The organism is Roseimicrobium sp. ORNL1 (genome assembly GCF_011044495.1).
Lineage (GTDB): Bacteria > Verrucomicrobiota > Verrucomicrobiia > Verrucomicrobiales > Verrucomicrobiaceae > Roseimicrobium.
Genome location: NZ_CP049143.1, coordinates 3,331,498 through 3,352,592 on the forward strand (window position 1 = coordinate 3,331,498; position 21,095 = coordinate 3,352,592).

The 21,095-nt window shown below is 60.7% G+C and carries 14 protein-coding genes; 4 read left to right on the forward strand and 10 right to left on the reverse strand.

What is annotated here, in order from left to right; translation table 11 throughout:
• Window positions 1-5 precede the first annotated feature (5 nt).
• From G5S37_RS13310 to G5S37_RS13355, 10 genes are all read right to left on the reverse strand, one after another.
• The gene (locus G5S37_RS13310) at window positions 6-449 is read right to left on the reverse strand and encodes an arsenate reductase ArsC (protein WP_165204657.1); all 444 of its coding nucleotides are present in this window, start codon (window positions 447-449) and stop codon (window positions 6-8) included.
• 82 nt (window positions 450-531) lie between these two features.
• A complete protein-coding gene (locus tag G5S37_RS13315; protein WP_165204659.1) occupies window positions 532-1,209 on the reverse strand; it encodes an MIP family channel protein in 678 nt (225 codons plus the stop codon).
• 4 nt (window positions 1,210-1,213) lie between these two features.
• Window positions 1,214-1,702: a DUF6428 family protein gene (locus G5S37_RS13320; RefSeq protein WP_206026436.1), complete on the reverse strand. Its 489-nt coding sequence runs from the start codon at window positions 1,700-1,702 to the stop codon at window positions 1,214-1,216.
• A 5-nt stretch (window positions 1,703-1,707) separates the two neighbouring features.
• Complete coding sequence (locus G5S37_RS13325; RefSeq protein WP_165204661.1) at window positions 1,708-2,124, reverse strand: metalloregulator ArsR/SmtB family transcription factor; 417 nt, start codon at window positions 2,122-2,124, stop codon at window positions 1,708-1,710.
• Window positions 2,125-2,198: 74 nt separating this feature from the next.
• Window positions 2,199-2,600, reverse strand: a complete 402-nt coding sequence (locus G5S37_RS13330; protein WP_165204663.1) for a hypothetical protein — start codon at window positions 2,598-2,600, stop codon at window positions 2,199-2,201.
• A 291-nt stretch (window positions 2,601-2,891) separates the two neighbouring features.
• Window positions 2,892-3,167, reverse strand: a complete 276-nt coding sequence (locus G5S37_RS13335) for a hypothetical protein (protein WP_165204665.1) — start codon at window positions 3,165-3,167, stop codon at window positions 2,892-2,894.
• A 275-nt stretch (window positions 3,168-3,442) separates the two neighbouring features.
• Window positions 3,443-6,625 carry an efflux RND transporter permease subunit gene (locus G5S37_RS13340; protein ID WP_165204667.1) on the reverse strand — a complete coding sequence of 1,061 codons (3,183 nt, stop codon included), beginning with the start codon at window positions 6,623-6,625 and terminating at the stop codon, window positions 3,443-3,445.
• Window positions 6,626-6,700: 75 nt separating this feature from the next.
• Window positions 6,701-7,876, reverse strand: a complete 1,176-nt coding sequence (locus G5S37_RS13345; protein ID WP_343229938.1) for an efflux RND transporter periplasmic adaptor subunit — start codon at window positions 7,874-7,876, stop codon at window positions 6,701-6,703.
• A 172-nt stretch (window positions 7,877-8,048) separates the two neighbouring features.
• A complete protein-coding gene (locus tag G5S37_RS13350) occupies window positions 8,049-8,750 on the reverse strand; it encodes a TetR/AcrR family transcriptional regulator (protein ID WP_165204671.1) in 702 nt (233 codons plus the stop codon).
• 397 nt (window positions 8,751-9,147) lie between these two features.
• Window positions 9,148-11,022, reverse strand: a complete 1,875-nt coding sequence (locus tag G5S37_RS13355) for a DUF1549 domain-containing protein (RefSeq protein WP_165204673.1) — start codon at window positions 11,020-11,022, stop codon at window positions 9,148-9,150.
• Between the two features lie 339 nt (window positions 11,023-11,361).
• On the opposite strand from G5S37_RS13355, the gene G5S37_RS13360 reads away from it, so the two are divergent.
• The 4 genes from G5S37_RS13360 to G5S37_RS13375 all read left to right on the forward strand — a co-directional run bounded on the left by G5S37_RS13360 (window position 11,362) and on the right by G5S37_RS13375 (window position 20,907).
• Window positions 11,362-15,825: a DUF1800 family protein gene (locus G5S37_RS13360; protein ID WP_165204675.1), complete on the forward strand. Its 4,464-nt coding sequence runs from the start codon at window positions 11,362-11,364 to the stop codon at window positions 15,823-15,825.
• Window positions 15,826-15,876: 51 nt separating this feature from the next.
• Window positions 15,877-17,397, forward strand: coding sequence for a DUF1501 domain-containing protein (locus tag G5S37_RS13365; protein WP_165204677.1), 1,521 nt, complete (start codon window positions 15,877-15,879; stop codon window positions 17,395-17,397).
• Window positions 17,394-18,038, forward strand: coding sequence for a hypothetical protein (locus tag G5S37_RS13370; RefSeq protein ID WP_165204679.1), 645 nt, complete (start codon window positions 17,394-17,396; stop codon window positions 18,036-18,038). Before G5S37_RS13365 ends, G5S37_RS13370 begins: the two co-directional genes overlap by 4 nt.
• A 271-nt stretch (window positions 18,039-18,309) precedes the next feature.
• Complete coding sequence (locus G5S37_RS13375) at window positions 18,310-20,907, forward strand: serine/threonine-protein kinase (protein ID WP_206026437.1); 2,598 nt, start codon at window positions 18,310-18,312, stop codon at window positions 20,905-20,907.
• Window positions 20,908-21,095: the final 188 nt, after the last annotated feature.

The following is a 21,095-nucleotide window of genomic DNA, read 5'->3' on the forward strand; positions in this document are numbered from 1 at the left end:
GCACGCTATCTGCGTGCTTTCACGGCATCCTGCCTGCCCGCAGCGTAGGCGGAAAAGACGGCGCGAATCTCATCTCGCACGCGGCGGAAGACTTGAAACTGTTCTTCTTCCGTGCCGGTGGCGTGGGCGGGGTCGTCAAAGGGGAAGTGGTGGCGGTTCACCTGACCAGGGAACATGGGGCATACCTGGTCGGCATTTCCACAGACGGTGATGACGGTTTCCACGTCGCCATTCAGGAAGGTATCGAGGTGCTTCGAGTGATGCGTGGAAATATCGATGCCAATCTCCGCCATGGCCTTGATGGCCAGCGGGTGCACGTAGCCGGCAGGCTTGGACCCAGCACTGCGGACCTGGTAGCCCGCGCCCAGCGCCTCCCGCAAGATGCCTTCCGCAAGGTGGGAACGGCAGCTATTGCCTGTGCAGAGAATGAGGATGGTGGGTTCGGACATGGGCGTGGGATGATGATAAGAAATGATGTGATGGAATATGATATGAAGGCCATATTGAGGGGCGGGAGGGCGCGCGCCATGCCTACGCCTGCTGCTTCCCGCATGCGCCACCGCAGCAGCCAGGCTCGCGCACGCCGATGCACAGCGGCACGGCCAGCAATGCCCCCAGCACGGGAGCTGCAAGGTAGACCCATAGGTGCTCCAGGTGACCGCTCACCACCGCCGGAGCGAGCGAGCGGATGGGATTCATGGAGGCACCGGAGATGGGCCCGGCAAACATGGCTTCCAGCGCAATGACAGCCCCGATGGCGATGCCTGCGGTGGCTCCCTTCTCCTTTGCCCCGGTGGACACGCTCAGGATGGTAAGCATGAGGATGCCCGTGAGCACGATTTCCAAGATGAAGCTCTGGCTCCACGCGCCCGCCGGGAGGGTGGCTCCGAGCTTGCCATTCTCAGGGAAGAGCACGCGCAGCAGCCCGCTCGCGGCGAAGCCACCCACTACCTGCGCCAGCATATACGCTGGCACCTCCCGCCACGGGAACCGGCGCCCCACGGCGAAGGCGACCGTGACGGCGGGATTCAGGTGCGCCCCGCTCACATCGCCGAAGGTATAGATCATCGCCAGCACCACGAGGCCGAAGGTGAGCGCAATGCCTGCGTGCCCAATCGCGCCGCCGCTGGCCTCATTGATGACGATGGCCCCCGTGCCCGCGAAGATGAGCACGAAGGTGCCGAGGGATTCTGCGAGGAGTTTCTTCATGGGATCATCCACAGCAGCCGGAGCCTACGCAGCAGGCGGAGGTGGTGGTCTCGGGTGCAGTTGCGTTGCCCACCTTCAGCGGCACACCGCAGAGCTCCTTGGCAAGGCAGTCGGTGTGCTTGTGCCCCAGCTTCAACACCACGGACTGGTCTTTGATATCATGTCCTACGATGGTGTATTGGGAAATCACCCGGTCCTCATACTCTATCTCCACGGGGATGGTCTCGTCCGGCAGGAAGGACTTCGCCTTTTCCAGAATGGCCGCGGCCTTCTTCGCCTCGATGCGGTGGTCCACATCCTCACCCACCCAAACCTGGAGCTGGCAGGCTTCTGCGGTGCGCATGGTGCCTCCGCAGTCGATGAAGGTCTTCTTCACATGGCCCACTTCTGTGACGTGGAAGGAGACGGGCACCGGTGAGCCGTCCGGCAGTTGCAGGCGGAAGTGTTTGTTTCCCTGGCTGGCGAGCAGCCCTTTGAATTCTTGCAGGTTCATGGTGCTTAGATGGGGTCCGATTGTTTGAGCAGGTTCCTGGTTGTGACGGGCTTCAGCTTCGTCAGAGCCGTAGGCAGGGGGCAGCAGCTCTCATCGCGCTCGGCCAGCCGCTTTTCCGCTCGCTTCGCATCCGCCTTCAGTGTTGCATCGCTGGCAGTGGTGACCTCGAAAAACTCTCCCAGCAGCGAGAGCAGGTGCCGATGATTCAGCGCGAGACGGTAGTACACCCATTTCCCACATTTCTCCGTGTCCAGCAGGCCAGCCTTGCGAATGACCTGCACGTGGCTGGAGACGGAGGACTGCGGCATCTTCAGGACGTCGGCCAGTTCGCAGACGCATAGCGGTTCATTGCAGATGAGCTGGAGGATGCGCCAGCGGGTCTCATCCGAAAGGGCGTGGGCGAAAGCAACGAGGTCCTTCATTACGATGGAACTCGTAACGAATTTTAACGTTACGTCAAGTTCCTGTTCAAAATTCTCCAGCCTGTGTCCCTGGCTTAGGCCACCATCCTCGGGTCTTGGTATGCTTGGGCTTTTATCAGCGGATCCCGTTTGCGTGCAGGGGATGTCTTCGGCCCGGGCCTGTAGTTTTCGGGCAGGAGTCCGACTTTTGCCAGGAAGCAGGCACACTCGGGATTGAGTTCAAGGCATCGCTCGGTTGCGGCCTTTGAGCTTTGAGCATAGCCTGCGCCGGCCATCAGCCGGGCGATACGGAGCCAGAGTTCGGAATCATTGGGGCGTGTCTCAAGTAGACCGAGCGCGTGCATGAGGCCCCGGTCCCAGAGCTGCTGACCTATGAGAAGGTCCAGATACACCAACGCCACGCCGGGAAGGGACTTCGCATGCGCCGGCAATGCATCCAGCGCAGCCGCCGCTTCATCCCAAAGGGAGAGTGCCATGTGATCCTCAGCCGCCATGAGCGCATCGTCGATCTTCCGCGCATGGTCCTCTGCCTGTGAGAGGAGCTGCTTCGGACAAGCCACAAGGGGGGCTGGCTGAGATGGCGATGGCGGCAAGAGCTGCATAACCCTGAATCGGGACGAACGAAACGAATGCGCTTCCATGTGATGCCGGCAGCCTGCATTTTTTGCACTGACCCGCATGGATGAGCATCTTGTGCCGCGCATCTTTCTTACATCGTGCATTTTGAACCGCATGATGTGATGCAGAGTGGTGCTCGAGGATGTCGCTCAGCCCTCATCATAGCGGAAGGGGAAGGTCAGATTGGGTTGCTCCAGAATGGCCATCAATCTTGCTGCCTTTCCAGGGTCTGTCTTCTCAAGGCTCTCCAAGAGGGCGTGAACGGCGTTTTTCCGCAAATTGAGGAAGGCGACGTCAAACGCATCATCACCGCCCTGGCCAGCGGATTGGAAGACCATTCGCATGAGGTTGCGCAACGCAGCCAGTTCCCCGGCATGGATACACTGAACTGCCTCAATCCGTTCCAATCTTTCTTCGGTGGTCATGGGACGAGCATGGAGCAACCAATGCAGACTTGCCAGTGGATAACATCCAGGTTTTGGCACTGGACCACTTACCTGTTCGACCGCACCACCTCGCCTTCCCATGCGCACTGTTCTGCCAAGCGGTTATCGACGCCGAATGGGCACAGGTGCCTGCAGGCTTCGGCTTCGAAGGGACAGGGTCCACAGGAATTCTGCAGACCTTGTCCCGCCTCGAAGCTTGTGCATTCTATCGCGGCCTCTCACATGCGGAGTGAGCGGATCTTCACCATGCATCCTCACGCTCCCGCAGCCACTAGTGGCGTATCGCCTTCCGGTTGTTTCGGCTGCTCGCCGGCGGTGCGGCTCTTCAGCGTGGAGCGCTTCACCTTGAAGAGCGCCATGACGGTCACGAAGTAGAGCGGCACGAAGAAGAGACCGAGAATGGTCGTGGTGATGGTTCCGCCGACCACGCCGGTGCCGATGGCATTCTGGCTGCCCGCGCCGGCGCCGGTGCTGGTGGCCAGCGGAAGCACACCAAGGCAGAAGGCGATTGAGGTCATCAAGATGGGACGCAAACGTTGCCTCACCGCATGCATGGCCGCATCGATCAAGGTGGCGCCTTCATCATAGGCCTCCTTGGCGAACTCGATCACGAGAATCGCGTTCTTCGCGGAGAGACCGATGATGGTGATGAAACCAATCTGGAAGTAGATGTCATTCGGCAGGCCGCGCAGCGAGGTCGCAGCGAGCACGCCCAACGCACCCAGCGGCATGTCCATCATCACCGAGATGGGGATGGACCAGCTCTCATAGAGCGCCGCGAGACAGAGGAACACCATGAGCATCGAGAGGATGTACAGCACGCCGGAATTGGCTCCGGAAAGCTGCTCTTCATACGACAGACCCGCCCAGGCATAACCAATGCCGGGAGGCAATTGCTTGGCGAGGTCCTCCATGATGCGCATGGCCTCACCGGAGCTGTTGCCCGGTGCGGGTTCGCCGCTGATGGCCACGGAAGGCGCGCCGTTGAAGCGTTCCCGTTTCGGTGAGTCGAGCATCCAGCTCACACTGGCGAAGGCGGTGAAGGGCACCATTTCGCCCTTGTTGTTGCGCACGTACCATTTGCCGATGTCATCCGGAGACATGCGCGAAGTGGCATCGCCCTGGATGAAGACCTTCTTCACGCGACCCTTGTCGATGAAGTCGTTCACGTAGCTGGATCCCCACACGTTGGCGAGTTCCGCGTTGATCGCTGCGAGGGAAATACCCAGCGCGCTGGCCTTCTCGTTGTCGACGTCCAGCTTCATCTGGGGGGTGTCGCTCAAGCCGTTGGGGCGCACGCCCACCAGCTTCGGATTCTGCGCGGCCATGCCGATCAATTGCATGCGTGCATTCATCAGCGCTTCGTGACCGAGGCCTGCGTTGTCTACGAGACGGAGGTCGAAGCCGTTCACGTTGCCAAGCTCAAGCACGGCGGGCGGCGCAAAGGCGAATGCGAGCGCTTCCTTGAACTGCATGAAGGTGCCCATCGTTTCGCCCTGGATCGCTTTTACACTTTGACCTGGTCCCGCTCGTTCCTTCCAGTCCTTGAGCGGACAGAAGGTGAGCACCTGGTTCTGGCCGGAGCCGAAGAAGCTGAATCCCGCGATGCCGAACACCCCCATGAGAGAGTCACCGTGCTTTTCGAACAGGTGATTCTCCATGCGCTCCAGCAGGGCCACGGACTGCTCACGAGTTGCGCCCGGAGGAAGCTGTGCCGTGGTGAAGAGGAAGCCCGTGTCTTCATCGGGAAGGAAGCCGGTGGGCAGGTGCTTGAAGAGGAAGAACACACCGATAGCGATGCCGGCATAGGCGATGAGCGGAAGCGCTCGCCGCTTCAGGATGTAACCCACGCTGGCGGCATACTTGTCTGCAGTGCGGTTGAACGAGCGGTTGAACCATCCGAAGAAACCGCGCGTCTTGTGTGCGCCGCCTTTTTTGATGGGCTTCAGCATCGTGGCGCACAGGGCTGGAGTGAAGATGAGAGCTACCAGCACGGAAAGGGACACTGCCGAGACCAGCGTGATGGCGAACTGGCGGTAAATCACGCCGGTGGAGTTTCCAAAGAAGGCCATCGGCACGAACGCCGCGGAAAGCACGAGGCCGATGCCGACCAGCGCGCCGGAAATCTGTTTCATGGACTTGATGGTGGCCTCGCGTGGCGCGAGTCCTTCTTCCTCCATCACGCGTTCCACGTTTTCCACCACCACGATGGCATCGTCCACCAGTAGACCGATGGCTAGTACGAGGCCAAAGAGGGTGAGCGTATTGATGGTGTATCCCGCCACCGCGAGCACGCCAAACGTGCCCAACAGCACCACAGGTACAGCCAGTGTGGGGATCAAGGTGGCGCGCCAGTTCTGCAGGAAGAGGTACATCACCAGGAACACGAGAATCACCGCTTCGATGAGTGTCTTCACCACTTCACGGATGGAGTGCCGCACGAAGGGCGTGGTGTCGTAAGGATAGATGACCTTCACGCCGGGTGGGAAGAAGGCGGAGAGCTCAGTGACCTTCTTCTTCACGGCTTCCACCGTTTCGAGGGCATTCGAGCCCACGGCGGGTTTGAGCGCCATCCCTGCGGCGGGCTGGCGGTTGAAGCGGGCGAGGTTGTTGTAGTTCTCACTGCCCAGCTCGATGCGGGCCACGTCACGCAGGAACACACGCGAGCCATCCGGGTTCACGCGCAGTAGGATGTTTCCAAACTGTTCGGTCGTTTGCAGCCGCCCCTGCGCCACGATGGGCGCGGTCATCAACTGCCCTGGCGCTGCCGGAAGACCACCAACTGCACCGGAGGAGACCTGCACATTCTGTTCACGGATGGAAGCCGTCACATCAGAGGAAGTGAGGCCGTATTCCGTGAGCTTGTCCGGGTCCACCCAGATGCGCATGGAATATTGCGTGCTGAAGCTCTGAATCTCACCCACACCCGTGATCTGGCTCACCGGATCCAGCAAGTTGCTGATGAGGTAGTCACCAAGGTCGGCATTGTTCATCTTGCCATCCTCGGACACGAGACTGACGACCAGGAGGAAGTTGCGCACGGACTTGGTCACGCTCACACCCTGGCGTTGCACTTCCTGCGGGAGTAGCGGCATGGCAAGCTGCAGCTTGTTCTGCACCTGCACCTGCGCCGTGTCCGGGTTCGTGCCGCCATCGAACGTCACGGTGATCGTCGCACCACCGTTCGAATCACTGGAGGACTCGATGTAACGCAGGTGGTCGATGCCATTGAGCTTCTGCTCGATGACCTGGGTGACGGTGTCTTCCACCGTCTTGGCGGAGGCGCCGGGATAGGTGGCCGTGATGGCGATGGTGGGCGGTGCGATGCTGGGATACTGCGTGATGGGCAGATTCAGCATGGCAATGGTGCCACCAATCATGATCACGATCGCGATAACCCACGCGAAGATGGGACGATCAATGAAGAAACGAGACATGCAGGGAGGGGGACTGAGTGGGGGATTTTTGCCCGCCGGATCTCGGGAACCGGAGGGCGCGGAATGAGAGCAGCGTTAGCGGGCGGCGGTATTGGCTCCCGTGCCAGGCTTGCCGGCAGGTGCGCCAGGGGCTCCGGCTCCGGGCGGCGCATAAGGCACCGTCTTCACCGGTGCGCCGGGGCGCAGCTTCTGGAGGTTGTTCATGATGATGCGATCGCCGGATTTGAGTCCGTCGGTGATCAGCCACTGGCTGCCCACGGTGCGGTCTGCGTTCACCACGCGGATTTCTGCCTTGTCCTCGGCACCTACGACAAAGGCCGTGGCCTCGCCCTTGGAGTTGCGCGAAACCGCGAACTGCGGCACGAGCAACGCATCTGTCTTGCTGCCTTCCACCAGGCGTGCGCGGACGAACATGCCGGGGAGCAGTTCGGCACCAGGATTCGGGAAGATGGCACGCACCGTCACCGAACTCGTGCTGGGATTCACCGAGATGTCGGAGAACTGCAGTGTGCCTTGCTGCTTGTACACGGCGCCGTCATCCAACAGCAGTTCCACTTTCGCCTGTGCCTGCTTCGCATTGCTCAGTTCACCGGCAGCCAGCGCTTTCTTCAGGCGCATCAGATCGTTGCTGGACTGCGTCACGTCCACATACATGGGATCAAGCTGCTGCACGGTGGCCAGCAACGTGGCGGTACCGGCTTGCACATAAGCGCCCTCGGTCACTTGGGAGATGCCCACGCGACCACTCACTGGCGAGGTCACCTTGGTGTAGCCAAGGTTGATTTTCGCAGCCTGCACCGCGGCCTTGCCGGAGATGATGTCTGCTTCGAAGGCATGCAGGGAAGCCGTGGCGTCATCCAGTTCCTGCTGGCTGATGGCCTTGGTGGAGACAAGTTGCTTGTAGCGCTCCTCCTTGATGCGAGCCGCTTCCGCGTTCGCTTCGGAGCGGGCGAGGGCGCCAATCGCGCGATCGAGCTCGGCCTGGTACTGAGCAGGATCGATCTCATAGAGCAACTGGCCTTCCTTCACATCGCTGCCTTCGGTGAAGTGGCGCTTGAGCACGATGCCGTTCACACGCGCGCGGACTTCCGCCACGCGGAAGGCGGAGGTGCGGCCGGGCAGATCCTGCGTGAGCGTGATCGGCGTCGGAGCCAGCGTCATCACGCCGACTTCGAGCGGGCCACCCATCATCATGCCGTGAGGCGGACCAGCGGCCTTCTTTTCGCAACCAGTCAGTGCCAGGGCGAGCATCGGCACCAGTAGGAGGGGGTGCCACTGTCGCTGGATGCGGCCCGCGGAGGGTGAGGGGATTTCGGGGGTACGGGTGGGGGAGGTCATGAGGTAGGGGTTTTAAATGGTCGAACGGGCAGGGACAGAATCGACAGGGACGCGTCCCTTTGCTGTCAGGTGAAGTCAGGTCAGGCTAGGCCTTGGCAGGAAGCGTGGCGGCAAAACCAGCCGCCACGAAGGCGACCAGCCGTTGAATGAAGGCTTCACGGTCCAAGCGCGCTGGCTGGACCTTGGGATTGGGGTGGGGCATGTCGTCGAAGCGCGACCACACATCCAGACCGTGGTTCATCGCGCCGCCCATGAACTTCATGCGCCAGTACACTTCCTCTGGAGCGAGCCCCGGCACCGCTTTCACCACGGCGTCTTCAAACCGTTGGGCGATTTCGGCAAATTCCTTTTCCAGGAAGCCCTTCACCTGCGGATTCGCCTCCTGGAAACCCCGGCAGATGAGCTGCATGACCTCGAATTCCTTGCCTTGGGATTCCCTAGCTTCCACGACGGGGCGCACCAGCACCTCGACGATCTGCTCCAGCTTGGGACCCTTGGGGCCAGCGGACTTCTCCAAGGCGTCGAGCTGGGCGATGCGCTCCCGGTTCATGGGGCGCATGCGTCGGGCGTAGACTTCGAGGACCAGGTTCTCCTTCGAGCCGAAGTGGTAATTGATGGCGCCGAGGTTCGCTCCGGCCTCCCGGGTGATGTCCCGGGCGGACGCTCCGGCTACCCCATGCTGGGCCAGCAGCGACTCGGCAGCATCCATGAGCGCCTCCTTGGTGGAGTGGGCGGCGCGGGCAGAAGCCGCGGCGGCGGGTAGGGGGACTGGCTGGCCGGGAGTCATACGTTCGTTTCATACATACGTATGAATTTATCGGCCGCTGTCAACTGGAGGTTTCGGAAACGACTCCCACCGGAGGGGAATGCTTGGCGGAAAGGAATGGCCGCAAAAGAACGCAAAGGACGCAAAGGACGCAAAGGACGCAAAGGACGCAAAGGACGCAAAGGACGCAAAAGGTAGGGGAGAGAAGGTGGTGCCCCTAGCGAGGACAATCCACCTCAGGCGCGATGATCGCGCACAAGGAAGTCGGGTCTCCTGACCGGACAGCGTCCGGCGGGTTTTCCTACCCGCCTATCTCACGCCGCTCAATCGTGCCTGCCGAGGATGCCTCAACCGGGTTCATCCCCTTTGTGTTCTCCGCGCTCCTGCGCGGCCATTCCTCATCCACAGAACACTCCGCTCAATGTAGAAACAGAAACTCAGAAGTATTGAGCAACGTCCAGACCAGAAAGCTATCCGCTGACGGCGTGTCCATCTCGGTGCTGCCGTAAAGTTCCCTGGCGAGCTCCAACTCGCGAGAGGTGGGATTGCGAGAGAGAATGGAAAGGAAAGCCTGGCGGATCCTCGCATCGGGATCGGCGGTGCGGTTCATTTCCATCATCACCCGGCTACCGGGTGATGCCACGGCAAGCACGAGGGGACTATGCATCATCCACCGCGCGATGGTGGGACTGAGAGGCGCGCGATCTCCATCGCTCCAGCCCCGGCCGCTGCGGCCCAGCACGCGCAGGGGGTGGGTCTCTTCAAGCACCATCGGCAGGTCGCGGCTTGTCTGCTCCGTGGTGTTGGATCCTGCGAGCGAAACAAGCGCATCCCAGATCTGCTCTGCGGACATCCGGCGCATCAGGGGCGAGGCAACCATTCCGGTCGCAGCGGAGAACCTGGACGCTATGGCGGTGCCATACGCATCCGGGGTCGCATCGCGCTGGGCGGCACGGGTGTTCCAGATCACGCGCTGAAACTCACGCAGATCAAATCCGACATCCCGCATCACGGCAGCCAGCACACTCATCACGGGGTCATTCAGATCGGCCATATCAAGACTGAAGGCATGGCTGCCCATAGGACGCATCGAGTTGGAGAAAGAAGGACCTGCGTGGCAACGAGAGCCCCCGTTTGCCGAGCCGCCGCCGAGCATGGACATCATGGCATTCAAGCCGGGCATAGGGAGTGGAAGCTGCAGATCTTCCGAATCGTTCGAAAAGGCCTGGCCGTCTCCCAGCATACGGATCCACAGGCGCGAGGCGATGGCGTGGGAAAATCGCGCCTCGTTCTCCACAGTCACCCAATGGGCAAGAGTTTCTCGCAGGTCCTTGGGAGCGGGCATGGGAGGTTTGCTTTTGAGCGGCCACTGAGGAGGCGCTGGATGCCAGACGGCGTTGCGCCCAACACGGTTGAGTTCTGGAAGTCGAGGCTTCACCACATCACCGGAGTGTCCGTCACGGTACATGTAGTCTCCCGGCAGGCGAAGGTTCATCATGCGATCCTCACGCACGGCGAGTTCGGCGGACGATTGCAAGGGGAGTGTCTTGCCGACAAAATGCTCCTCGCCATCCGGGCTCCTCTGCACGGTGCGAAGTGTGCTGAAGTTCGCCGCGATCTGATAGAACTCCATCTGGGTGGCATCGCTGTAGGGACTGTCATGGCAGGCGGCGCACTGCAGATTGTATCCCAGCCATACAGAGCACATGTCCAGGGTGACCGGCAGCACACTACCCTCGGCTTGCAGCAGCCAGCCCACGGCGGGATTTTCCTGCAGCGAACCCTTGGCGGTGATCATGCTGCGCACCAGCGTGTCGTAGGGCATGTTATTCCCCAGACTCTCCCGCATCCAGTCGAGAAAGCGCTGCAGGGAAGCGCCAAACGCCTCGCCCCGGAGATGCAGCATCTCGGAGAAGTGCTGGAAGAGATGTTCGGAGGCGGCCGGCGATTCGATGAGGCGGTCGATTGATGCTGCGCGCTTGTCGGGAGTGGCGTCGGCGAGAAATTGTGATGTGTCCTGGGCGGGTGGGAGCTGACCGGTAATGCCGAGATACGCGCGGCGAAGGAATACCTCATCACTCGCCTCGGGTGGCAGCGGCACGTTTTCCTTGATGTATCTGGATTCGATGGCGGCATCAATCGCATCCGCCATGGTGTGAAGCCGCGTCTCAGTCGGTGTCGCATTGCCTGGCTTCGGGGTAGCGGCAGTCTGGTCCTGTGGCCGCTTCTCTGAAGCCGCATCACACGCGGTCAGAAGAGGCAGGCATCCCAAGAGCAGTAGGAAGGTGCGCATGGTTCTACAACGCACAGCGCAATCACCCCTTAGATGCTGATGCAGGGGCGAACAGCATGCTGAACGTGCATTCAAAGACAAAAAATTTTCAATTCATATCTTGCCAGTGTACATTGCGTGCGTAAGAATCGCGACCTGCCTCCGAATTCGACCCTAACCATGGGGAACGGAGCGTGGCCCAACCAGAAGTGATGGAGGGCCGCTGACCAACCTGCCTACCGGACGCTTCGGTGGCGTAGCCCGCGAGCCACAAAAGGCGGGCCTGTCCTCGCGAACCACCGGGCCGAACGGTCCTCCCGCAGTGTCTGCGGCCCCGGAACTCACCCTTCCTCACTTCTCATGATACAGCTCAAGTTCAGGCAGCGCATCGCTGCTCTCTTCAGTGTTGGCATTCTCTCCACGGTGTTGTCGTTCTCAGCCACGGCGGCACCGAAATATGAAACCGGCGTGCTGACGAACAACCAGCCGAATGCCACCACGTGGCGCACGGTGAACTTCGCCACGACCTTCACCGCGCCACCCGTGGTGGTCCTGGGTACTCCCTCCAACGGCGATGTGCAGGCGCTCACCACGCGTGTGCGCAATGTCACGGCGACCAGCTTCGAATACCAGCTCGATGAGTGGGACTATCTCGATGGTGTACACGGATCTGAGACACTCTCCTATCTTGCACTGGAGCCGGGTGTGCACACGATTGGAGGTGTCACGTGGCATGCGGGACGCACCTCGGGCATCACACGCACCGGACAGACGGTGACCTTCGCTTCGGGATTTGCCGCCGCACCGGTGGTGCTGGCCCAGGTGGAGAGCGTGGCGAATGCCAAGGCGGTGTCCGCCCGTGTAAGCCTCACGACCACTGCAAACTTCAATCTCAAACTCATCTCCCAGGAAGTGGACACCGCGGCTCTCTCAGGCGAGTCCATTGGATGGGTCGCCATCGCCCCGGGTTCCGGCACACTTGATGGCGCGAGTTTTGTCGCCGCGCGCACGGGCGCCAGTGTCACCCATGCATGGAGCACCATTGCTTTCAGTGGCACGCATCGTCAGCCGACGTTCTTTGCCCAAGGACAGACCGTGAATGGTGGGGATCCCTTCACCATCCGCCAGCGCAATCTCACCTCAACGGGTGTGGACATCTTCCTTCAGGAGGAACAGTCCGCGGCTACGGAAGTGAATCATGCTGCGGAAGATGTCGGCTACCTCGTGCTCAGCGAAAGCGTGGGCGAACTGCGCGCGAAGCTGGCACTGGGGGACGTCACCGAGTCGCAGCCCAATGGCACCACCTGGCACAGCGAAACCTTCTCGCAGTCCTACAGCAATCCGGTGGTGGTGTTCGGTCCTGTGACGCAGAAGAATGGAGATCCGGTGCACGTGCGTGTGCGCAATGTCACCAGCCTGGGATTCGAATGGCAGTTTGAGGAGTGGGATTACCTCGATGGCACCCATGCAGAGGAAACGGTGCACTACATCGTGGCGGAGCAGGGGACGTATCGCATCGGTGGGCTGCTCTGGGAGTTCGGACGCAGCACAGGCGTAACCAATACGGCGGCGAACAAGACTTTCTCCGAAGCCTTTTCCGCGGCGCCCGTGGTGCTTTCCCAGGTAGCCACCATCAATGAAGCTGCCGCGGTCGCATCCCGCCTGAGCAACATCACGACGACTGGTTTCACCGTGCAGCTCGAGGAAGAGCAGATTGCCAATCAAACGCATGCCGGGGAGACGGTGCACTATCTGGCGGTGGACAAGGGGAGTGGCCGCCTTGTTTCCAATCAGCATGTGTTCGAGGCCGGCGCTTCTGCGGTGAATGTCACCCAGGCCTTCCGGACGCTGAACTTCGCCCGCAAGCTCGCGGATCCCTTCGTCATCGCTGACGTGCAAACACGCAATGACACCGACCCGGTGGTGTTGCGCCAGCGGAATGCCGATGTGTCCAGTGTGGATGTGCGAGCCCAAGAGGAGGCCTCGGCCAATGCGGACGTCACCCACAGCGCGGAGAGCGTGGGTTATCTGATTGTATCCGGATCCCTGGACACTGATGAAGACGGCCTGCCCGATGCGTGGGAAACCTCCCTAGGGCTCAATCCTAACGATGCTTCTGACGCAGCTCTGGATCCCGATGGCGATGGCATCAGCAACCTGAACGAATACGCCTATGGTACGGATCCGAACATCTTCGACAGTGGTGGCACCATCATCGTCGTGCCTTCCGTGGCAGATGCGTACGAGAAGGAGGGGACCTCTGCCAGGTTCACTATCTCACGCTCGGGCGGCACGGTGCCTGTGACGGTCACCTATGCGCTCTCAGGTCGCGCGGCGGCTCCGGGACAGAGCGGTGCTGACTATGCGACGAAGAACAACGCCGGCACGGTGCTCACCGGTTCCATCACGATTCCTTTCGAAGCAAACTCAGCGGATGTTGTGATCGAACCCGTGTTGGACACGACGAATGAATATCCGGAGACCGTGACCTTGACGGTGACGGCGAATGCGCGCTATGCCGTGGGCTCAGGGAACACCGGCACGGTGAACGTGAGTGATGCCTCACCCATTCCGGCAAATGACTCGCTCTTTGTCGCCCTCCTGAGCAAGCAGGGCACGGCTCAGACGTATGCGTCGGGCATCGCGACCATTTACCTGAATGGTCCGAAGAACGCGGCGAAGGTGAACCTGAGTTTCAGCGGACTCACTTCCAATCAAACGAATGCGTACATCCGTTATGGTGTCACTGCGGGAGTGGGACCGGAATTGCGTCCCACGCTGCCCATCGGTCAGGTGACCAATGAACCATGGAGCATCGTTCCGGTGGGTACGCTCACAGGCCAGGACATCGTCGACTCCCTGTATCAAGTCGGTGGCAAGTGGGTATACCTGAACATCGGTACCGGCTCCTTCCCCGCCGGTGAGATCTCGGGCATTCTCTCCCGCCAGACGGGCTCGACCACCTTCACACCACCACCGGCACCTCCAGCGCTTACCACGCTTACGGGAGATGCCCTCACGCGTGATGTAGCCCGCTTCCTCACGCAGGCCACTTTCGGGCCTACGCAGCAGGAGATTCAGGCGCTGGTGAATGAGATCAATACCACCTACGCCGGCGACCGCATCGCTGCGTACACCGCGTGGATCAATGCGCAGTTCGCACTCGATCAGACGAAGCTGCTGGACTACACCCAGGCGGCAGATGCGCATGAGTGGAGCCTGCGTGGTGAAGATCCCATCAACTTCACCAACAACAACGAGCCGCGCCATCACAACCGCCGTCGCGGCTGGTGGACCATCGCCGCGAGCGCGCATGATCAACTGCGCCAGCGTGTGGCCTTTGCCCTGAGCGAAGTCTTCGTCACCTCCGACCAACTGGCCACGCTGCGCACGCGGCACTATGGCCTGGCAAACTACTACGACCAGCTGGCTACTCGCGCGGATGGAAACTTCCGCACGCTGCTGGAGGACGTAAGCAAGAGCCCGGTGATGGGCAAGTACCTCAGCCATCTCCAGAATCAGAAGGCGATTCTCGATGGCGCGGGAAATGTACTCGTGAGTCCGGATGAAAATTACGCCCGTGAAATCCTCCAGCTCTTCTCCATCGGCTTGGTGCATCGTCATCCCGACGGCACGTTGAAGCTGGGTGCGGATGGGCTGCCCATCCAGACCTACAACAACAACGACATCACCAACCTCGCTCGCGTCTTCACCGGCTGGAGCTTCAGCAAGCGGCATGGTGCGAAGAACCAGGGCTATCCCGTGGAGGACAACACCAACTTCCTCCAGGCGCAAGGCCCGGCGTACTTCCAGGCTTCATGGACGAATCCGCTGAAGAACTTCGCCGCCTATCATGATACGGCTGCGAAGACGGTGCTGGGCAGCAACATCGCAGCCGGTCTCAATGGCCAGCAGGATCTCACCGCAGCGCTCGACATCATCTTCAATCATCCGAACGTTGCGCCCTTCATCAGCCGCCTGCTGATTCAGCGTCTGGTCACCTCAAACCCCAGCGCCGGATACGTCCATCGTGTGGCGCAGAAGTTTGAAAACAACGGCTCCGGTGTGCGTGGCAACCTGAAAGCCGTGGTGCGTGCCATCCTGCTGGATTACGAAGCACGCAGTCCGGAAGTCATCAACAACATCGGCTATGGCAAGCAGAAGGAGCCCATCGTCCGCTATGTGCAGCTCATCCGCGCGCTGGGTGGTCAATCCCAGCTTCCGCTGAGTGTGCTGTCCGGCTTCGGCTATCCTGCCTCGCAGCTCGATAACTTCCCTTCGGGCGCCACGCTGTATCGCTATCCGAACACGGACACGAGATTGGGGCAGACGCCGCAGAGCGCGCCGAGTGTGTTCAACTGGTTCCTGCCGGACTTCAATCCTGGTGGCAACATTGGCGCCGCGGGACTTGTGGCACCGGAACTGGAGCTCAGTACGGAGACCACGGCCATCCAGGCGATCAACTACCACTACCAGCTCACCAATGTCGACAACGGCCAGAGCGTGGACATCTATTACGGCACCACGAACGGACCGGAGGACAACATCGCCCTGGTGCGCACTCCGTTTGAGCAGCTGTACGATGCCGAGATCACCGCGGGCAAAACCGTGACCCAGGCGACTACCGCTGTTCTGGATCAACTCGACCTCGTGCTGACCTCCGGCAACTTCAAGGAGCGCTACGCCACCGCGGCCACGCCGAATCCGCGCAGTGTCATCATCACCTCCGTCTCTTCCGTGGCGGCCGCCACGGAAGAGACGGCCCGCGTGAAGGAGCTGCTCTACCTGCTCGTGAGCTCTCCTGAATACATCCACCAGAAATAATGTCGGCAGTGCACATCAAGTCGAACACGAACTCCTCACCTTCTTTCCCAGATGAAAAAGAACGACAAAGAATTGCTCACTTCACGCCGCCGGTTCCTTCGCCAGTCCGCCTGCTCCGCACTCGGCATCACGGGCGTGGTGAATACCCTGGCGCACCTGCGCCTGGTGAACTCCGCGCTCGCACAAGCCGGTCCTCTGCCGGACTACAAGGCCCTCGTGGTGCTTTTCCTCTTCGGGGGCAATGACTCCAACAACCTGCTCATTCCGCAGAAAAATCATCCTGCCTATGCCGACTACAAGAGCGGTCGCGGCGTGCTGAAGATCCTCGACAGCACGGACTCGGCGTACGTCTCGGGTGATCCGGCATCCATCCCGCTCACCACCACGAGTGGCGACTACGGCGTGCATCCGGCAGCGCCGGGCATTGCGAGCCTGTTCAACTCGGGTGAACTCGCCTTCGTGGCGAATGTGGGCACGCTGGTGTATCCCACCACGAGGGCCCAGTTCAATGCGGGGTCGGTGCCCTTGCCGCCGCAGCTCTTCTCCCATTCGGATCAGCAGGTGCAGTGGCAGAGCTCCGTGCCGGATCAGCCCTTCACCAGTGGCTGGGGTGGGAGAGTGGCGGATCTCCTCGCCTCCCAAAGCTATGCCGATGGGCAGGTCTCCCTTTCCGTGAGCCTTGCCGGTATCAACAGCCTGCAACTCGGTGATCAGGAAATCCAGTACGCGCTCACTTCGGAGGGGGCCATCCCGCTCTCCGGCTACAGCAATGCCAGCGGCCCCTACGGCGCCGCGCTCAATGCCGATGGCAGCTACAAGACCAACTTGCAGGGCAAGCGGCTCAAGGCCTTCAACGACATCACCAACTACACCTACCAGCATCTGCTCGAAGATGACCATGCGCATGTGGTGAAGCGCGCCCAGGCAAACGAGGGACTCATCGGTGCGGCCTTCACCGAGGCTGCGGCAAGTGGTGTGGACTTCGACACCATCTTCACCAATGCCCAGACGAATCTCGGTGATCAGCTCAAGACCATTGCCAAACTCATTGCAGGCAGAAACAGCCTGGGCAACCGCCGGCAGATCTTCTTCGCGAGCATCGGTGGATTTGACACGCACCAGGACCAGCTCGATGCGCAGGTGAATCTCCTCGGCGAATTGAGCGGCGGTTTGAAGGCCTTCAGCGACACACTCATCGCCCTTGGGGTGAATGACAGCGTGCTGACGGTGACGCATTCTGACTTCACGCGCACTCTCACGCCGAATGGCCAGGATCCGAACACGGCGGGCTCTGACCACGGCTGGGGTGGTCATCAACTGGTGCTGGGTGGGCCGGTGAATGGGGGACAGGTGTATGGCGCTTTCCCCAGCTTGAAGCTCGGTCAGGATCTGGACGCGGGCTCCAGCAATCGCGGCCGCTGGATTCCGACGACCGCTGTGGATCAATATGCCTCCGTGGCGGCACGCTGGCTGGGCGTGAGCCAGGGAAACCTGAGTTCCATTTTCCCCAACCTGGCGCGCTTCAATGATCCCTTCGGTGGCAGTGCAAATCTGGGATACGTGACCGTATGAGCCGGCACTCATCCCCCGCAGGATCCAAAGAGTACGGCGGCATCCCCGGCAGTGTGTTGATCCTTTCAGGCACCTTGCTCGTCGTGACCGCCGGACTCTTTTGGGTAAGTGGAGCAAGGCGCACCGTGCCTCCTGCTGGGGCGCAGGCAGGCACGGTGACGCCATCTCCTCCGGCCAAGGCACCTTCCACCATTTCGCCGAGGGCCAAGGCTGCGGAGGATTCGGGCAGGGCGCGGGTACTGTTGCCTGATGGCAACGGCGCCCTCGTGCCTCCTGAGCTCGTGGACGTCACTCGTGAGTTGAATGCTCCCCAGTCGAACATCGAGCGCGACTTCGAGATTCTCGACATCGTGCTGGATGCTTTTCGCAAGTCCAACGGCGGCGCCAACCCGCAAGGTGGCGAGAACGATGAAATTGTGGCCCATTTGAGCGGTCAGAAGGGAACCAAGTTCGCGGTCTTGCCCCCGAATCTCCCTTTCATTGATCCGCAAGGCAGGCTGCTTGATCGCTGGGGTACGCCGTTTCATTTTCATCCCGTGAGCAGCAATACTCTGGAGATTCGCTCCGCAGGTCCGGATCACAAGCTTTGGACGGCAGATGACGTGTCGCTCGGAGAGGAGGGTGCCCCCGAGGCGGAGTAAGAGCCTTCCCGACGCTGCCTCTAAGGGGCGCCGGGTGAATCCACTCCCATCCATTCCTGATATACCGCGGCGCCTGCCTCTGCCGCGTACGGAGCCCATTGGTTTCCAGCACGAAACGGGCCGCAAATGACAAGACGATGCGGTCAGCATTTTGCGCGCCAATCTAAATTAAATGCTTAAGGGTTCACGTTATGCTTACTGAGGAAATTTCGAAACGCTACTGGACAGGCTAGGTAATGCATTTAGCCTGCTGCTGCCCCCAAGCAGTGCCATGAATGCGATGGAAAACCAGCGTTTGTCTGGAGGGGCAACTTCGGAGTCGGAGTCGCAAAAATCGCCTGTTCCCGCCACAAGCACTGCGGTTGAACTTCCCCTGCCGGAGGAGTTGTCCCGGCTCCTTCCGGATGGTGAGTACCTCTTGGAAAGTTTCATCGGTCAGGGTGGGATGGGGGCTGTGTATCGCGGGGTGCAGATGCCCTTGAAACGGCCCGTGGCCGTGAAGATCCTCCAGCGCAGGCACGCCGGAGATGAGTTGCACTTTGAGGACAGGTTCCGTCAGGAAGCCTACGCCATGGCCACCCTGGTCCATCCGAATGTGGTGCAGGTGTATGACTGCGGCGATGCGGGTGAGGAGTTTCTCTTCATCAGCATGGAGCTGGTGGAGGGTGGAGACCTCAGCCAGGCCATGAGTCATGGTCATCACCTGGCGCTGGCCTCGGCGTTGCAGCTTCTGGTTCCCATTTGCGAGGGCCTGCAGGCCGCGCATGAGCACGGGTTGGTGCATCGCGACATCAAGCCGGCAAACATTCTGCTGACCCCCGATTCAAAGCCGAAGGTCGCGGACTTCGGTCTCGCCAAGCGCTTCGATGCGCAGACCACCTTTGTCACACAAGGGGGGCTGGGCATGGGAACGCCGGACTATGCGGCGCCAGAGCAGTATGAGGAGTCGGCCAATCTCGATCATCGCGTGGATATCTATTCGCTCGGCGTCATGTTTTACCAGATGCTCACCGGGCATCTCCCAAGAGGCATCTTCAAGCAGGCTTCGCGTCTCGTGCGGGTGGATCCGCGCATGGACACCGTGCTGCAGAAAGCGATGCAGCATGATCGTGCGGAGCGATATCAAAGCGTGGCGCAGATGAAGGTGGATTTGCAGCATATTCTTGCCACCTGGATGGCGCCGCCGCGTCCGCGCATGGTGGTGCAGACCGGAAAGGTCCACGTCGGCACAGGCATGTTGCCTGCGGCGACCGGTCGGGTCCAGACAACGGCAGGGCGAGCTCCTACTGTAAACGGCAGCCGGGTACCCACGATGACGGGGAGGGTGCAGACGGTGGCGAAGCCCGTGGCTTCTCCTCCCACGACCATCTTCCGCCATCGCCCATGCTGTCCGGCAACGTGTGCGGTAAAAAAGAGGGCTCGCGAGGCAATGCTCGCAGGCATGCTTATCCTGGTCGCGCTTGGAGGTGCGGCCACCATCGTTGCCACAAGGCATGTCAGCCCAACTGTTTCCGCTGCCGTTGAGCCTGAGGCACCCAAGCACAAGAAGAACCCCCATGCACACTCCTCGGGACCGGCATCAGCGACCAGACAGGCATTGACCTCGACAAAGAGCGGCACCGCAGCTTCGGCAGGAGCGCTTCCTCCGTTACCGGTCCGTCCTTCCCTTCAAACGCTGGATCTGCTCGCGCTCACGGATCCTTCCAAGGACGATGTGCTGCCTCGTGGCCCCGCGCAGAAGAATGGATGGGTGCGTGAAGGAGCCACCCTTGTCTATACCGGTAGCGGAAAGCCAGGCAAGGTGGTGGCTCCCGTGGCCCTGGAATGTCTCGACTATGAATTGGAAGTTCGAGCGGAGCGCCGCGAAGGCACTGCCAGCCTCCACGTCGATCTGCCGCTCTCTGCAGGGAGGATTCTACCAGTGGTGCTGAATGATCCCTCCCGCCAGCTCCTTAATGAGAAGCAGGGACCCGGATGGCTTCGCAATGCAACCCTCGTGCATGCTCTCATCCGGGTGGTGAGCAAGGCAGGGGAAACGGAAGACGACCGGCTGGTGGTCTATGATGTGGCGGCCAAGACAGAAATCTTCAACTGGAAGGGACGCCTCGCCTCCATGGGGACGACAGGCGAGTCTCAGGCTGAGTTCGCCGGGAAACGTCTCACATCCCTCTTCCTGCCGCGCGATTCGTATATCATTCGAATGTGGAAACTCACCATCTTCGAGGGGAAGGCGGTGCGACTCCGTGAGTCAGGCCCTTCTCCGCAAAACAATCCGTCAGTCGCGCAGAGGGCGCCGTCGTTTTCTGCATCATCCAGCTCCAGTTCTGGTGACAGTCCTTCCGAGGCCGTGCCACTAACCAAGACGGATGCACGTCTTGCGAAACTCGAATCCGGATTTCAACAGCGCCGCGAGTCCGATGCCCAGAAGCCTTTCGCCACCGCCATGGCCAACTTGAATGCCGGATATGTGCGCGCGCTTGCCTCTGCAAGAACGACGGCAGAGAAGCAGGGAAACCGGACGCATCTTCCTTTGTATGATGATGAAGCCACTCGCGCGAAGGCGGGCACTCCGCCTCCGCAGTCGGACGCGCCAGACACGCCGGAGCCCCTGGCAAAACTGCGCTCCACGTACCGTACTGAAATGGCGAAGTACGAGCTTGTCCGAAACAAGACGGACGCCGCACTCCACGACATTTACATCGGTGCGCTCGATGCCTACATCGAGGAACTCGCCAGGAGCAATGACGCCCGGGCGCGTGAGGTGAAGGAAGTGCGGCAGCAGATTGCCGCAAAGAAGCCGGTGGTCCCTGCTTCACCGGGTCCGCAGGATACAGGTGCCGGTGGCCGACCACTGGCACCGGCGCGCTGACTCATTCGAGGTGCCGTGGAGAAACAGAGGAGGTGATTTTCTTTCTGGACATCCCGATGTTCGTGGCTAATTTGTTCGGCGAATGATTTCAGCTTTCAACGCGCTGCTTCGGCCCAGCCTCCTCCTTCTCGGGGTGGCGACCCGATAATTTTCCCTCCAGCCCGTTGGGGGCGGCACGAACCGCCCGA

Excerpts from the sequence above, each read along its gene's own strand:
- G5S37_RS13340 (WP_165204667.1), bottom strand. The coding sequence starts at position 6,625 with ATGTCTCGTTTCTTCATTGATCGTCCCATCTTCGCGTGGGTTATCGCG.
- G5S37_RS13355 (WP_165204673.1), bottom strand. The coding sequence starts at position 11,022 with ATGCGCACCTTCCTACTGCTCTTGGGATGCCTGCCTCTTCTGACCGCG.
- G5S37_RS13365 (WP_165204677.1), top strand. The coding sequence starts at position 15,877 with ATGAAAAAGAACGACAAAGAATTGCTCACTTCACGCCGCCGGTTCCTT.
- G5S37_RS13310 (WP_165204657.1), bottom strand. The coding sequence starts at position 449 with ATGTCCGAACCCACCATCCTCATTCTCTGCACAGGCAATAGCTGCCGT.
- G5S37_RS13360 (WP_165204675.1), top strand. The coding sequence starts at position 11,362 with ATGATACAGCTCAAGTTCAGGCAGCGCATCGCTGCTCTCTTCAGTGTT.
- G5S37_RS13375 (WP_206026437.1), top strand. The coding sequence starts at position 18,310 with ATGAATGCGATGGAAAACCAGCGTTTGTCTGGAGGGGCAACTTCGGAG.
- G5S37_RS13325 (WP_165204661.1), bottom strand. The coding sequence starts at position 2,124 with ATGAAGGACCTCGTTGCTTTCGCCCACGCCCTTTCGGATGAGACCCGC.
- G5S37_RS13315 (WP_165204659.1), bottom strand. The coding sequence starts at position 1,209 with ATGAAGAAACTCCTCGCAGAATCCCTCGGCACCTTCGTGCTCATCTTC.
- G5S37_RS13345 (WP_343229938.1), bottom strand. The coding sequence starts at position 7,876 with ATGCTCGCCCTGGCACTGACTGGTTGCGAAAAGAAGGCCGCTGGTCCG.
- G5S37_RS13330 (WP_165204663.1), bottom strand. The coding sequence starts at position 2,600 with ATGGCACTCTCCCTTTGGGATGAAGCGGCGGCTGCGCTGGATGCATTG.
- G5S37_RS13320 (WP_206026436.1), bottom strand. The coding sequence starts at position 1,702 with ATGAACCTGCAAGAATTCAAAGGGCTGCTCGCCAGCCAGGGAAACAAA.
- G5S37_RS13370 (WP_165204679.1), top strand. The coding sequence starts at position 17,394 with ATGAGCCGGCACTCATCCCCCGCAGGATCCAAAGAGTACGGCGGCATC.
- G5S37_RS13350 (WP_165204671.1), bottom strand. The coding sequence starts at position 8,750 with ATGACTCCCGGCCAGCCAGTCCCCCTACCCGCCGCCGCGGCTTCTGCC.
- G5S37_RS13335 (WP_165204665.1), bottom strand. The coding sequence starts at position 3,167 with ATGACCACCGAAGAAAGATTGGAACGGATTGAGGCAGTTCAGTGTATC.